General features: G+C 57.3%; 13 protein-coding genes and 2 pseudogenes. 6 read left to right on the forward strand and 9 right to left on the reverse strand.

Annotated elements, in window-relative coordinates:
* Positions 1 to 194: transposase (locus ASD45_RS23225; protein WP_156380898.1), on the reverse strand; the 194-nt coding region annotated here is incomplete at its 3' end.
* Positions 195 to 441: 247 nt separating this feature from the next.
* On the opposite strand from ASD45_RS23225, the gene ASD45_RS23925 reads away from it, so the two are divergent.
* The 3 genes and pseudogenes from ASD45_RS23925 to ASD45_RS00135 all read left to right on the forward strand — a co-directional run.
* A complete protein-coding gene (locus ASD45_RS23925; RefSeq protein WP_082540540.1) occupies positions 442 to 2,211 on the forward strand; it encodes a methyl-accepting chemotaxis protein in 1,770 nt (589 codons plus the stop codon).
* A 298-nt stretch (positions 2,212 to 2,509) separates the two neighbouring features.
* Positions 2,510 to 2,815, forward strand: a pseudogene (locus ASD45_RS23930) (IS3 family transposase); the annotation flags it as partial.
* 1,492 nt (positions 2,816 to 4,307) lie between these two features.
* Positions 4,308 to 4,733, forward strand: a pseudogene (locus tag ASD45_RS00135) (EAL domain-containing protein); the annotation flags it as partial.
* A gap of 131 nt (positions 4,734 to 4,864) precedes the next feature.
* Here the strand turns inward: ASD45_RS00135 and ASD45_RS00140 are convergent.
* The 7 genes from ASD45_RS00140 to ASD45_RS23230 all read right to left on the reverse strand — a co-directional run bounded on the left by ASD45_RS00140 (position 4,865) and on the right by ASD45_RS23230 (position 9,615).
* Positions 4,865 to 5,188: a hypothetical protein gene (locus ASD45_RS00140; RefSeq protein ID WP_056909626.1), complete on the reverse strand. Its 324-nt coding sequence runs from the start codon at positions 5,186 to 5,188 to the stop codon at positions 4,865 to 4,867.
* 499 nt (positions 5,189 to 5,687) lie between these two features.
* A complete protein-coding gene (locus tag ASD45_RS00145) occupies positions 5,688 to 6,044 on the reverse strand; it encodes a hypothetical protein (RefSeq protein WP_056909627.1) in 357 nt (118 codons plus the stop codon).
* A 280-nt stretch (positions 6,045 to 6,324) separates the two neighbouring features.
* Positions 6,325 to 6,726, reverse strand: a complete 402-nt coding sequence (locus ASD45_RS00150) for a hypothetical protein (protein WP_056909628.1) — start codon at positions 6,724 to 6,726, stop codon at positions 6,325 to 6,327.
* Complete coding sequence (locus ASD45_RS00155; RefSeq protein WP_056909629.1) at positions 6,723 to 8,039, reverse strand: recombinase family protein; 1,317 nt, start codon at positions 8,037 to 8,039, stop codon at positions 6,723 to 6,725. Before ASD45_RS00155 ends, ASD45_RS00150 begins: the two co-directional genes overlap by 4 nt.
* Positions 8,039 to 8,482: a DUF2924 domain-containing protein gene (locus ASD45_RS00160; protein WP_056909630.1), complete on the reverse strand. Its 444-nt coding sequence runs from the start codon at positions 8,480 to 8,482 to the stop codon at positions 8,039 to 8,041. The genes ASD45_RS00155 and ASD45_RS00160 overlap by 1 nt, the downstream gene beginning before the upstream one ends.
* Positions 8,483 to 8,717: 235 nt before the next feature.
* Complete coding sequence (locus ASD45_RS22800; RefSeq protein WP_082540541.1) at positions 8,718 to 8,933, reverse strand: helix-turn-helix domain-containing protein; 216 nt, start codon at positions 8,931 to 8,933, stop codon at positions 8,718 to 8,720.
* 58 nt (positions 8,934 to 8,991) lie between these two features.
* Positions 8,992 to 9,615: a hypothetical protein gene (locus tag ASD45_RS23230; RefSeq protein ID WP_156380650.1), complete on the reverse strand. Its 624-nt coding sequence runs from the start codon at positions 9,613 to 9,615 to the stop codon at positions 8,992 to 8,994.
* A gap of 291 nt (positions 9,616 to 9,906) precedes the next feature.
* Here ASD45_RS23230 and ASD45_RS00170 point away from each other — a divergent pair, with 291 nt between their 5' ends.
* From ASD45_RS00170 to ASD45_RS22805, 3 genes are all read left to right on the forward strand, one after another.
* Positions 9,907 to 10,695, forward strand: a complete 789-nt coding sequence (locus ASD45_RS00170; protein ID WP_056909632.1) for a helix-turn-helix domain-containing protein — start codon at positions 9,907 to 9,909, stop codon at positions 10,693 to 10,695.
* Between the two features lie 357 nt (positions 10,696 to 11,052).
* Entirely contained in the window at positions 11,053 to 12,270 is a 1,218-nt protein-coding gene (locus tag ASD45_RS00175; protein ID WP_056909633.1) for a site-specific DNA-methyltransferase, read from the forward strand.
* 121 nt (positions 12,271 to 12,391) lie between these two features.
* Complete coding sequence (locus ASD45_RS22805) at positions 12,392 to 12,730, forward strand: phage terminase small subunit P27 family (RefSeq protein WP_280136407.1); 339 nt, start codon at positions 12,392 to 12,394, stop codon at positions 12,728 to 12,730.
* 247 nt (positions 12,731 to 12,977) lie between these two features.
* On the opposite strand, the gene ASD45_RS00180 is transcribed toward ASD45_RS22805, so the two are convergent.
* Positions 12,978 to 13,502, reverse strand: coding sequence for a YetF domain-containing protein (locus tag ASD45_RS00180; RefSeq protein WP_056909634.1), 525 nt, complete (start codon positions 13,500 to 13,502; stop codon positions 12,978 to 12,980).
* Between the last annotated feature and the right edge of the window lie 172 nt (positions 13,503 to 13,674).

Genomic DNA, 13,674 nt, shown 5'->3' on the forward strand with positions numbered 1-13,674 from the left:
TTGCGGTTCTCGTCCTCCAGCGCCTTCAACTTCCGGGCGTCAGAGACCTCCATCCCGCCGAAGCGGGAACGCCACTTGTAAAAGGTCGCATCGCTGATGCCGTGCTTTCGGCACACATCGCTGGCCGACAGTCCAGCAGCGTGCTCCTTTAAGATCCTGATGATCTGCTCTTCGCTGAACCTACTCTTACGCATCTCTGTCTCCTTGGCGGAGAACAGAACCCTAACTTAAAACCGAGGGCATTTCGGGGGAGCAGGTCAGCCGTTACTCAGCTTTGGCCCGCAACTTCCATCGCGTTACGAACGCTGGGTCAACTTCAGATTGAGCAGAGTGCCGCCATTCGCCCCGAAAGCCGTCGGCTTGTCACATTATTAACGCCGGAATGAGAATCATTCCAAAACTCGAGTCGAAAGCAAACCTGCTTTGGGATGAGGGTCAAGCATGCGCACTTTCTTGTGGGGGAAACGTATGGCGCCGAGCTTCGGATCAACGTCGAGAATTTCGATTGGTTTGCGCGCGAAGCTTTTAACGATCTTTGGTGCGACAACACTAACTTTAATCGGGACAGCCGCATTCGCGTTCTGGTCCTTTAGCGCTGCGCTTAATCAATTCGAAGATACGCTCGGTACGACACAAACGAACGCCATCGCGGTCGTTGCGATGGAAGCAGATTTCAAGAAACAGGTTCAAGAGTGGAAGGATACCCTGCTTAGGGGAAAGAACCCGGATGCCCTTAAAAAACACTGGGGCAATTTCCAGGTACTTGACAAGCAAGTCAGACAAGAGGCGGACACGCTTGCTAGTTCGATTGCAGACCAAGATGCCAACGCCCTTGTAAAAAAGTTCGCCGCTGCACACACGGTAATGAGCGAGAAGTATCATCGGGCGTTCGATAACTTCAAGGATAGCAAGTTTGATAGCGTTGTTGGCGACGCTGCCGTCGCCGGAATGGACCGCCCGCCAACAGAGTTTCTCACGCAAGCCAGGGCAAGACTGCAAACTTTGCTTCGCGCGTCGAACGAGCAGTCGGCGACTGCTGCAGCAAAGGGTCGTTCCGCTATCACTATCGATCTGATCTTGTTTGCGTTGGCGACAATCTTATCCGCAGTGGCGCTCGTCGCGATGACTCAGAAAATATTGATTGCGCCGATAAAGCAGCTCGGCAGCATCATGCGTAAAATGGCGGCCGGCGATATGCAGGTCGTTTATGAAGGATCAATTCAGAATGATGAGATCGGCGATCTAATCAGGTCTGCGTCTGATACAACGCGTCGGATCTCTAATAGTCTGGCCAATATCAAGTCTTCAACGAACGAGGTGAACAGCGCTTCCGCAGAGATTTCGACCTCGACGACTGATCTGTCGCAGCGCACCGAGGAACAAGCGGCAAGCCTCGAAGAGACTTCGGCCGCGATGGAAGAATTGGCCGCGACCGTGCGCAAAAATGCGGAAAACGCCCAACTCGCCAACCAAGACGCCGCGATGACTCGCGAGGTCGCGGAACGCGGCGGTCAGGTCGTAGCCAAGGCTGTCAATGCTATGGCGCGGATTGAGGAGTCGTCACGAAAGGTTTCAGACATCATCGGCGTCATCGACGAGATCGCCCGCCAGACCAACCTCCTGGCGCTGAATGCCGCGGTCGAAGCGGCGCGCGCGGGCGAGGCCGGCCGCGGCTTCGCGGTGGTGGCGTCGGAAGTGCGTAGTCTGGCGCAGCGCTCGTCGCAGGCGGCAAAGGACATTAAGGATCTGATCACCAACTCGAACGGTCAGGTGAAGGATGGCGTTGATCTTGTTAATAAAGCCGGAGCGTCGCTTAATGAGATCGTCGAGTCGATCAAAAAGGTGGCTGTTGTGGTCTCCGAGATCGCCAATGCCTCGGCCGAGCAGGCCACCGGCATCGACCAGATCAACAGAGCTCTGACTCAAATGGACGAGGTCACGCAGCAGAACTCGGCGTTGGTCGAGGAAAATGCTGCAACTGCCAAGACGCTCGAGCAGCAGGCCAAAGCGATGGACGAGCAAGTCTCAGTCTTCAAGATCGGCAAGGAGGTGTCGGCGAACGCGACGGCGATATCGACGAGACTCAAGCCCGCTGAAGCAAAAGCGGCCATGACGCGGTCGGCGAAGCCCGCTATCAAGCCGGCGGCCAATGCCCGCGAGATGCAGAGATCGCTTGCGACGGCTGTGGGCCAAGACTGGAAAGAGTTCTGAATCTTGCCCCCGACAGCGCTATCGTGCACGCCACGTCCGGTACGGTGGTGGCTTTTACCCAGCGGAAGGCACCCGGAGAAGGGGCTCAGCGCAGACGGAACTCCGCAAGTCCAACGGTTCCGGCTGTGACGTACGACACGGGACGCTACGTTGCGGTATCTGGGGCGACCCGTGCAAGCATGCGTTATTTGGCGATGCCGACTGACTTGCTCCCCTGAAATGCCTTCGGTTTTAAGTTAGGTTCTGTTCTCCGGCAAGGAGACAGACGATGCGTAAGAGTAGATTCAGCGAAGAGTAGATCATCGGGATATTGAAGGAGCACGCCGCTTCGGCGATCCGCCAGCGATGTGTACAGCAAGCACGGCATCAGCGATACGAACTTCTACAAGTGCCGGTCTCGCTTCGGCGGAATGGAGACCTCTGACGCCGGGATTGCGGAGACGCGCCGTGACCTGGGCGATCCCGAGAGAAGGGCTACTCGCAACGACGGGCTTGTCGCCTCTTTGGCCGGCATGCGTAGACCTGTCGCTATGTCTCCAAGAGCACTGGCGATGAAGGGCGCCGCAGCAAGCGGCGGGAGCTGACCTCACAGCGGCGGCGGTTTCGGCTACCGGCGTCTTGGGCTGCTGCAGCCATGGGGAGGAGTTGGATATCGGCCCCCCGAGGCAGGAACCAGAAAAGCGCTTGATCGTTTTTTCGGTTGGGAGGTGGAACATGGGAGTACGAGAATTTCTATTTTCCATTGTCGGGGCGTGCGTTGTGCTCGCGCTTCTCGTCTATGCCGTCATTCGGGTGCGTCCTACCCATCCAGCGCAGAAGGTGGAGCGGAACTTCCCCGAGGAAGGCTGATCGCACCGATGAACACCGTGCTTTTGATAGCCTTGGTACTTTCAATAGCCGCCGTACTCACCTTGGTGTCGGTGGTTTCGCGCGACTAGTTATTAATCCGCATCATGTGCTGGATCGTGAAGGCCTTCGCCTTGGCAGCCCATACCGCTGTTGACATACCGCAAAGCGGGGCCGTGGCCGCGTCCCCTATTCTAAGGCATGATCTATTCGGATGTGCCTATATGTCCGAAGTGCGGACAGCCGATGCGCCTCGTCAAAGTCATCCCAGGCTTCGGAGGACTACCAGCCCTGCGCGTGTTCCAGTGCAAGCCCTGCAACACGGCAGAAACTGTCGAGGTAGGCCATTCCTTCCTCAGAACGTCGAGCCAAGCACTCTAATGGAACTTGTCTACCCCGATGCGTTGCAATCTGATTTTTTGCAGTGGCGTGCGGGGGGCCATGGAAGCCGACGAGTTGACCGACCTCGTGGTCTAGGATGATTTTCTACTACAGGCTGAATTGGTCGAGCTTCTCGAATAGGCGGGTTTCCAGGTTCTCGGACCCGCTAAAGGCGAGGAAGCAATTGCCGTCCTGATGCGTGAAGGCGACAATCTGCAAGCGGTTGTTACTGATATTAACCTGGGGAGCACGGTTACTGGCTGGGTTCTCGCCCACAAAGGCCGCGAGCTCAATCCGAACCTCCCCGTGATCTACACCACCACCTGCGGCCCTGAAGAGTGGTCAGCACACTGTTGCAAACCGGGTGCAGGCCAACGGAATCCAATTTATCAACTATCGACGCCTTAAATTACACCGTACGCTCACTCCGCTCGCCGCCGTGAGGTCGGAAAAACCCTTAGTGGCTGTACAAAAATCAAATGTTGTGCCGTTACCTTCCGCGTGCCAGCGCAAATTTTGCGCATTCGCCCTCGTCAATTCTATAGGAAAGACCCTCCCACTTGAGATTTTTAAGAGCGTCATCGACTTCAAGGGGATAGGTCCTTCCGTTCTCCTTGCACGTATAGCTAAACGTCGGCACGTGCGGAGGAGGATAGGACGACGAGGATCGTGGAAGTAGCAGCGAGAGTTGTTCTTGCGATTGCCATTTTTCAATTTCCTCCTTCACCAGATTATCATCACCCCGGCGTTCTCGTAGTGGACGTCCGCCACGAGCATCATCCGGAGGGCGGCTTTTTAGTCGCCCTTGCAGATTTGCAGCACCTGCCAAAGGTCATCATCGACTGGTGCGCTTTTCTTCCTGGCATCCTCTGCCGGCCAGCCGACTCGAGCTCGAGATCACCGAGGCTGTGCTTCTCGAAGACAATGGAATTACTCTCGGCATTCTTCACGAACTGCGAAACCTGGGAGTCCTCATCTCGATGGACGACTTCGGGACAGGCTATTCCTCCCTCGGCTATTTGCGGAGTTTCCCCTTTGATAAGATCAAGATCGACCGTTCGTTCGTCCGAGACATCGCGAAGCGTGCCGATGCGATGGCGATCGTGCGTGCGGTGACCGGCCTCGGCCGAAGTCTTGGTATCCCGACAACCGCGGAAGGGGTCGAGACATCGGAACAAGCGCTGATGCTTCAGACCGAAGGCTGCACGGAGGTTCAGGGCTTCTATTTCAACGAGCCGCGGCCGGCCAATGAGGTCGAGGCGATGCTCGAAGGAAAGATCAAGCTCGTATCGTGAGGGAACGGGCGAAAGGCCCATCCGCGAAACCGAACGGGCCGAAGTCAGTCGCTCCGACCCCAGTGCCTAACTTTCCTTACGATGCAGCATTTAGGGCCTCGTCGCGGTTACACATGCAACGGTCACGCGCCTTAATTTGACGTGCTCGATGTCGGGGTAAGCGCCAGCATGTGGCGGGCATTGGATTCGGCGGCGTCCAAGACCACTCTGACCCTGGCGCGGATCGAAGGGCCTGCGTTGACGAATTCGCCGGTCGGGCTACGGACTTCGGCTTCCAGCTTCGCGAGGCTTTCTTCAGCGACCGCTCTGGCATGAAGTAGGCCATCATTGGGGGAATTTCCCACCACCTTCGCATGAGCAACCATAAGGTCCGTCACTATCGCAAATAGGCCCCCGGCAATCGCCTTTGTATTCAAAAGTTCTTGCTCAAATTTGAGAGTTTTCGGATCGGGCATCGCCGATGTCTTCCTGAACAAAAGATTGAGCGCAATGCGCCGCTAGCAGGTGTGTTGAGTTTTGGATTATTAGACTGCGATATGGCTGGACGCCGTCAACTGTCAAACCGGCGGCGGGTTCCCATCCCGGTCGACCGTACGCGTCGCCTCATGTCGGCATTGCCGACAGGTGAATCGCTGTTCTTCGTAAAGACTGCCCAGTTGTGGATCTGGGGAGCGTCGCGTTAGGATCATTTCGCCCCCGCAAAGCTTGCAGGTCAGCACGTCGGCGGCGCCGAAATTCCCCGGTTCGTGACGCATAAGAAACATGGGAACATTCAAGCACAGCTTCTGGCGGGCGGCCATATCTACCGCTGGTGACAGTGGGAACGGCCGGGGCGGTACTGCGTTACTCGGCAATGCCGCACTTTTATTTCGACACGAAGAACGAAGAACAGTTATCGGAATTCGATTGCTTCGACTTCGACGACGCCGAGCAAGCAAAGAAGCATGCAATTCGCTATCTCGCAGAGGCTGCGGCCGACCATGTCACGCACCTAACGCCTGCCATCACGTGCACGGTGATGGACGAGAAAAAGCGGCCGATTATCAGGTTAAGGCTCATCCTGGAAGTCGATAAAAGAAATTGAAGCAGGTCAGGTTTGCGCAGGTCGCGCGCACGGGGCTTTTCCCATACCGGCGGCCGATTGATGTCTTTGATCTCGGCCGTCATGCCCGTTTCGCGCTCGACGATTTCCACGGTCGATGAGAGATTGCGCATCTTCAGAAACGTCGCGGCCTCGATCGCGATTTCCTTGACGTCTCGGAAGGTGCGCGGGACGTCGTTGATGTAGATATCGTAGCCGGGGATAGCCAAAGATTACAGGCTCCTATTGGTCAGCCCCGTGAAGCATTCTACAAAGTCCGTAAGCACCCTCCGGTCGATCGCTTGTGCATTGTGAACGCCCCCCACCCTTCGCGGGCCGCTTGATCCCTAAACTGCTGCAGGTATCAGGGCGACCATTAAGGGTGTCTTCCAAGAGTTATTTGGCATTGCCGCCGGCAAAGACGTCGGGATGCGCCGAGACGCGCAGGTGCCCAAGAGGGCAAGCGATCGGCTGGATGCAATGCTCCGAGAGTGAGCCTCTTGCCTTCGATCATTGTTTAAGTCGCTTTAGGACCTCCGATTGCGACTGCCATTCCAGCGGCAAAGGCCGCGTGACGACTTTTAGGGTAAGATCACAGTTCTGTTTTCCATCCAGAATTGCCTCCACAGTCTCAGGAGCAAGCAAAGTCAGTCGCAAAAGCCGGCATGCATAAGAATCGTTTACGCTCTTTGCTCGCGCGAGCTCAGTGATCGAGGAAAAATCCCCCTCCTCGATCTGCTTGCGCCAACGGAAGGCCTTGGCCAGCGCCTTCAGAAGAGCGCTTTCCGTACGGTGCGGCATGGCCAGCGAAGGAATGACGTCTGCGACAATAGTCTTCCGTCCCCGGCCAAGTCTGAACGCCATCGGCACGTGCACAGTCACTGTTTTCGGCTCCGGTGGCTCCCTGCTCATGCAGCGCTCCTCTCGGAAGTGTTATGCAAGTCATTGAAAACCATTGCCAGACCGCTTACGCGGAGGCGGATGTCGGCTCCTGTTTCAGAAACATCGACGCGATCGACTAGTAGCTGGACGATGCGAGCTTGCTCAGCCGGAAACAGTTCGTTCCATAGTTCTTCAAATCGAAACAACTCGTCGCGCACAGCGCGTTCGGTGAGACCCTTGATTGACGCGCGCGCGAATCGCCAAGTCGCCACTATGATTTCTGGACTCTGGAGCAAGGTCTTGATCTGGGAGACGACGACGGCCTCGATGTCTGCCGCGGGGATGCGACGCAGCAGCGAAGAGGAGCCTGTCCGTTTCAGGCAGTCCGTTGAGGCGTAGTAGCGATAGAGCTTGCCGCGTTTTCGTGTGTGGCAGGGGGTCATAGCGACGCCCTTCGGACCGAACAGGAGGCCTTTGAGGAGAGCAGGCGTTCGTCCGAGTTGTCGCGTCTTTTTGGTGTGAGGGCCCCCCTTGATAAGCCCGTGGACTTGATTCCAGAGATCGAGTTCCACAATTGGGTCGTGCTCGCCAGGAAAGGCGGTCCCTTTGTGCACGGCATCCCCGAGGTAAACCCGGTTATTGAGCACCCGGTATAAATACCCTTTATCAATCGGCTTTCCCTGCTTATTGAGTTGGCCCTCCTGGTTAAGCTGTTCGATTAGGATCTGGGGCGGGGTGCCGCGACTGAATCGGATGAAGATCGAGCGCACCAGATCGGCTTCGGTCTCATTCACCACGAGCTTCCGCTCCTTTACGTCGTAGCCGAGGGGCGCCCATCCGCCCATCCACATGCCCTTCCGGCGTGAAGCAGCAACCTTGTCACGGATGCGCTCGCCAATGACCTCCCGCTCGAATTGGGCGAAAGACAGCAGGACGTTGAGAGTGAGCCGGCCCATCGACGTTGTGGTGTTGAAGGACTGCGTCACGCTGACAAAGGTGACCTGCCGACGGTCGAAAACTTCGACCAGCCGGGCGAAGTCCATCAGGGAACGGCTGAGACGGTCGATCTTGTAGACGACCACCACGTCGACCTTCCCCGCCTCGATATCAGCCAGCAGGCGCCTTAGCGCGGGCCGCTCAAGCGTTCCCCCGGAGAAGCCGCCGTCGTCGTAACGATCGGGCACCAGGAGCCATCCTTCGGCCTTCTGGCTGGCGACATAGGCTTCGCAGGCCTCCCGCTGGGCATCGAGGCTGTTGAACTCTTGGTCGAGGCCTTCCTCGCTCGATTTGCGGGTATAGACCCCGCATCGGACCTTGGGTTTGGTAGAAGTGAGCGGGGCCATCACGATCCACCACGCTGGCTTTTCAGTCCGAAGAAGACCAAGCCATTCCACTTGGTGCCTGTAATATGGCGCGCGACCGCCGACAGCGATTTGTAAGGCCGTCCTTGGTATTCGAAATCGTCCCGGCGAACGGTGACGCAATGCTCCACGCCCCGCCATTCTCGGATGAGGCGGGTTCCGGCAAGGGGCCGCCCCTCTACCTGCAGGGCCTTCTTGCGCGGCTTGCCCTCTAGCTCGTCGGCTATGGCGTCGAGGCGTTCCAGGGTCTCGGGGCTCAGCCCACCGAATGCCAGTTCCTGGATCCTGTAGGCCAGCCGGCTCTCCAAAAAGCGCCTGTTGTAGGGTGGTGGCTCCCGGTCGAAGAGTTCGCGCCATTTTTGCTTCAGGTCGCCAACAGGGGCCGATTTTAGGGCCGCCAACCGGGCCAGCACCGACTCGCTCATTTCCGCCTCTCCCGCCTATTCCGGGTGGGATCACTGCTCTTGGGGGGCGAGCTGTCGAGCGAACTCTCTGGCGCCTGAGCGCCAATTTGACTGGACTTCCGAGCGACAAGACGCATGAGGCCGGCGGCCAGAATGTCGCCGATTTCGGGGACGACGCTTGTGGCTGGGCCCGAAATATCGAGTTCAAAACTGCCACAGCGCCGAGACGGGATAGACCGTGCCATAGCGTTGCGGCTCAGGCCGCGGTCGAACGCTTGTCGCGCCGATCACATTCGTCGAGCCAGGCGTCGATCTCGTCCTTGAAATAATAAACGATCCGCGGCCCACAGCGATGAAACGCGGGTCCCTGGTCGCGCATTCGCCATTTAGCGAGGGTCGAGCGGCTAATACCGAGATAGACCGCCGCTTCGGCAGCTCTCAGACGCGTATGCGCTGGGGCGAGCATGGTCATCGCTATATCTCCTGGCTAACGCGATTCCGTTTCGCCAGTGAAGATGACAGCGATTCCGCTACGGCGTCAGATCCCAAAAAGGCACGATTTTTGTACCCGGGTAGACTGTGCCCGGCCAATTCAGTCCGATCTTAAAAGTGAAATCGCCCCACAAAAGATGGTATCGATGAGCCGCCACGCGATTGCGCATGGTTCTGCTGACGCGTTGATAAGCTCTTTTCACGGTGATTGGACTTGCCTGTGCCGGTCCACCTTTCAGCGCCATTGCAGCACATTCGAAGGTCCCGTGACGTAGCCATTTCCTTGCCTTCGACAAATGCGGATATGCGTGCTTTCGCTGGGGATCTTGAGCGACGATCTCAGCCTCCTCTTTAATACGACGTCGCAACTCGCGAACTTGGTAAACGGCGTCCCAGCGCTCAAAATCCAGAAGGTCCTGACGATATCTTCCGATCCGCCCCGCCGCACGACCTCTTCTTGCGGCCTTCTCGCGCTTAAGAAGTTCAATCAAAAGGTTGGCGGCGCCCTGCACCAGCCACGGCGGCGGACAAATTCGTTCGTTGGCGCAATGGTACATACCTGCAGCAAACGCGATCTCATTGTGAGAACTCATTTGCTTGATTCTATCCAGTTCCTCCTCATGAAGGCGATCGACCGGACGGTCGGGCCTGCAATGCAGCATGGTGGGCCTCCAGGAATCCGATATATTCTGACGCTCAGGAACGATCGCTGGTGCGCATAGGAACACGAATCTCGCTTGGGAACGATAATCGCAGCAATCGCGATATGTTTCTCGGGAAACAGTCGGTCGTCCACCAATTCGCCGTTGTCCGGTCGCTGTAAATTGATTTCCTGGTGGATGAGGGAATTCTGTTCACGCGAGGGAAACGCTCGGAATTATCTTCACAATTTCAATCGGAAGTTCGAGCTGCAAGCATTCCAGTGAGCCCGACTCACTGGTCGAAGATGTGAAATGCAGCCGCAACGGCTTGATATAACCCTCGCCTTTAAAGCGATTTGCCTTTCCGACGAGCTCTCAGGCACGGAGAAGCAAGTCGCTGCGGCCATTGTCGACAGCTTCAACTTCCGAACGCTGCAATGCGATCCGAGCTTTGATCGGATCGCTCATCTGGTCGGGAAAAGCCGTCGGACGGTTATCCGGGCGGTCGAGCGTCTGGAAAAAGGCAGGTTCCTAACGAAGATCAGGCATGGCGGCCAATTCCACCGCAACGCCTACCAACCCAATTGGCCGCAGTTCAGGTTGATCGAATCTCAATGGAACGCCCGCCGAAAGACGCGCCACTGGGGTTCAACGATGTCACCTACAAACGTGTCAGCAGTGGGTCACATTGCGGGTGACAAGTGTGTCACCCAAACCATACTAATCAATCAATCTAGTGAAACCAGTCCAGCAGCAACAACGTCAGCAGATCAAAATGCCGCTACGGCCGCTAAGGGAAGCGAACTTCCGACGAGGCAGATCGAAGTAAAGGTGCGACAGGAACTCTCTTCGAGACCGTCCCATCCCAACACGCCAGTCGCCTTAACGAACGCGAGGGCCGCTGCGCGGCTATCGGCCGAGAGAAGATGGAATACGGCGCTCCTTGCGCGGCTTCGCGATAGGCCTGACTTACTCGAAAAAGCCATCGAAGCCATCGACCCGAAGCTTCAGGTCGACGCGACTGAAGTTGAGCTGGCGCGCAAAGGCTCTGGCCTACGATACATTCTCGAACAACTGGTCACGCGAGGATTGCACCTATGATGACGGCAGTCGGGCAGGGGGGAGGGGGGTCTAAAACTCTGGGGAGTTACACTTCACCGGACCGGCGGTGGTCTCATACAGGGATTTTTTTTCCGAGGCGCGAAGATTTCGGGCTTCGCAGCCACTCGAAGAATCAAAAGCCTTTGCATTTCAATGGTCGGCTGCGTCGAGCCGCAGCATCGAAGGCATTTATTTTCACCACCCCCAGGGGGAAGGTCAAAACTCTCGGACCTTTCGATCGCGGACCGGTGGGCTAGGCGCGCGCATCTTTTCGGGAATTTCCGAGAACTTTTTTTCCAGCTCCGGCAGCCTCAGAAAAATGCGCGAAATTCAGGGTGGGGGGGGGNCAAGCTAGAGATGTGGCCGACAGATCGCGTCCTGCCGTCACCCCGAAACGCCCGTACCCATAAGGATGCCCAGGTCGCCGAGATCGCGGGCTCGATACGCGCATTCGGCTTCACGAATCCGATCTTGATCGGAGACGCGGGTGAAGTGATCGCCGGGCATGGTCGTCTCGCGGCGGCCCGCATGCTCCGCTTGACCGAAGTACCTGTCATCCTGTTGAAAGGATTGGACGAGACGCAGCGACGCCAGTTAATGCTCGCTGACAACCGGATTGCGCTGAACGCGGGGTGGGATCTTGAGCTACTTCACCTCGAGCTGAAGGACCTGTCGGTAATCGGAGCAGACCTTAAGTTGCTCGGATTCACCAAGGGTGAACTCGCGAAGGCACTTACGCCACCGGGCCGAGGCCTGACCGACGAAGACGCCACACCGGCTGTCGAAGACATCGCTGTTACGCGGCCCGGAGACATCTGGGTCTTGGGTCCGCATCGGATTGCCTGCGGGGACAGCACTGACGCGTCCATCGTTGAGAAAGTGCTGGCAGGTTCACTGCCCAACCTGATGGTTACGGATCCGCCCTACGGTGTGAACTACGATCCTGAATGGCGCCACCGGACCGGCGTCAATAATTCAAGCCGCACTGGCAAGGTCGAGAACGATAGTCGGGCCGACTGGGAGGCGGCATGGGCACTGTTTCCCGGCAACATTGCCTACGTGTGGCATGGTGCCCTCCATGCAGCCACAGTCGCCGCCAGCCTAGAGCGCCAGGGCTTTGCCATCCGGGCCCAGATCATCTGGGCAAAGGAGCGCCTCGTCATCGGCCGCGGCGATTATCACTGGCAGCATGAGCCCTGCTGGTATGCGGTCCGGTCGAAAGGCAACTGGACCGGCGATCGCAAGCAGACAACGCTCTGGACGATCTCCAGCAAGGACCAGGACGCCGAAACCGTTCACGGGACCCAGAAGCCGGTCGAGTGTATGCGCCGGCCGATCCTCAACAACACGAGCCCTGGCGACCTGATCTACGAGCCTTTTCTCGGGAGCGGCACGACCCTCATCGCGGCTGAGAGCTGCGGTCGGGTCTGCCGCGCTGTCGAGCTCTCGCCCCTCTATGTGGACGTGACCATCCGGCGCTGGCAGGCCTTCACGGGGCGCGCCGCAATTAGGGAAGGCGACGGCCTTTCATTCGATGAAGTCGTCGTAAAGGCAGCGGAAAATCCGGAGGGGTGACATGCGAGGCCGTCGACCAACACCCACACGTATGAAGGTCCTCACCGGCAATCCGGGAAAGCGGCCGCTCAACGAGCACGAACCGCGGCCTGAACCGAAAATTCCGGATTGTCCGCCTCAACTGGGGCCAATAGCTCGCGAGGAATGGGATCGGCTTATGGCCGAGCTCTCAAGCCTTCGTATCATCACCGCTTTGGATCGCTCAGCGCTCGCAGCTTACTGCAACGCGTACGGACTCTGGGCCGAGGCTACTGAGGCTGTTCAGAAATACGGAACGATGGTCAAATCGCCCACCGGCTATCCAATACAGTCACCTTACGTCTCAATCGCAAACCGCCAAGCTGAAATCATGATGCGTATTGCGTCTGAGTTTGGATTCACACCGGCAAGCCGTAGCCGAATTGTATCGGCTCCTGAACCGGAGGCTTCATTGTTTGACTGGCCTGAGCCAAAGGAATGACAGCAGTATTGGGCCTCGTATATGAGGGGCATGTAATTGATGGCCCGCCCCGCTATCGAGGCCGTAGGAAGAATAATGAATCTCGGGCCGACTTGATTTTCCGCAAAGCAAGTATGACAGTTTTTGGAGAACTATTTGATGCGGGTACCCGGGGACCCTCGGAGCCGGACGGCGCGAAATAACGCCGCCTCGACGCCGGGGGCTCTCTCTACGACCAGGGTCGCCATCCGTGAGAAGGTCTTAGACGTTAGACGTCTTTTTTGATGACAGACAAGTTGCCGCTGCGCTCAAGCCGCGCTTCCTTAACGTCCGCCGGACTTTCTATCCCGTGCGCACGCAGGTCTTCTGCCAAGTCGTCATTGGACATATGAGCCTGACGTCGTGCGGCCTCGTCCACCCGACCTCGTTCGATAATCTTGGTGCTATACCCTTTGATCAGCGTGCCTAGACGCGGCGAATCCCGCGAAATATAGGATAGCAGCCAATGGGCCAAGATAAGCGTTAGAGTTCCAGCAAAGGACGCGATAAATGGGGCCGTGCCGGATATCGCCCTGCTGGCAAGAGAGCCGATAATAATTACCAAGATGGCGTCAAAAGCGGTCGCGGAGCTAAGAAAGCGCTTTTTTGCTATCCGCACGTAGAAAATTAGTACGGCGAACACAACGACGGCGCGGGCGCAAACTTGAAGCACGCTGAGCTCTTGCGCTTTGTCGGCCGATAGACCCAGCACCGCATCCAACGTAATCGCAAACCACAGCCCATCGATTTGCATCAAGTGCCGAATCTTCGTCGGATTGCAGGCGAAGTCCTCGCCTCATGGAGAGGACTCAACCCGCTTTAGCTTCTTTGGCAGGGCTTTCGCCTTTTCCTCAACTAAGAGCCTTTGGATAGGCCGTGCAACTCCGCGTCCTTTCCGTCCTAAAACAAACGGCCTGGCGCTCTAA

Source organism: Pseudolabrys sp. Root1462, from assembly GCF_001426945.1.
Taxonomy (GTDB): domain Bacteria; phylum Pseudomonadota; class Alphaproteobacteria; order Rhizobiales; family Xanthobacteraceae; genus Pseudolabrys.

Excerpts from the sequence above, each read along its gene's own strand:
- ASD45_RS23925 (WP_082540540.1), top strand. The coding sequence starts at position 442 with ATGCGCACTTTCTTGTGGGGGAAACGTATGGCGCCGAGCTTCGGATCA.
- ASD45_RS00140 (WP_056909626.1), bottom strand. The coding sequence starts at position 5,188 with ATGCCCGATCCGAAAACTCTCAAATTTGAGCAAGAACTTTTGAATACA.
- ASD45_RS00150 (WP_056909628.1), bottom strand. The coding sequence starts at position 6,726 with ATGAGCAGGGAGCCACCGGAGCCGAAAACAGTGACTGTGCACGTGCCG.
- ASD45_RS00155 (WP_056909629.1), bottom strand. The coding sequence starts at position 8,039 with ATGGCCCCGCTCACTTCTACCAAACCCAAGGTCCGATGCGGGGTCTAT.
- ASD45_RS00160 (WP_056909630.1), bottom strand. The coding sequence starts at position 8,482 with ATGAGCGAGTCGGTGCTGGCCCGGTTGGCGGCCCTAAAATCGGCCCCT.
- ASD45_RS22800 (WP_082540541.1), bottom strand. The coding sequence starts at position 8,933 with ATGACCATGCTCGCCCCAGCGCATACGCGTCTGAGAGCTGCCGAAGCG.
- ASD45_RS23230 (WP_156380650.1), bottom strand. The coding sequence starts at position 9,615 with ATGCTGCATTGCAGGCCCGACCGTCCGGTCGATCGCCTTCATGAGGAG.
- ASD45_RS00170 (WP_056909632.1), top strand. The coding sequence starts at position 9,907 with ATGCAGCCGCAACGGCTTGATATAACCCTCGCCTTTAAAGCGATTTGC.
- ASD45_RS00175 (WP_056909633.1), top strand. The coding sequence starts at position 11,053 with ATGTGGCCGACAGATCGCGTCCTGCCGTCACCCCGAAACGCCCGTACC.
- ASD45_RS00180 (WP_056909634.1), bottom strand. The coding sequence starts at position 13,502 with ATGCAAATCGATGGGCTGTGGTTTGCGATTACGTTGGATGCGGTGCTG.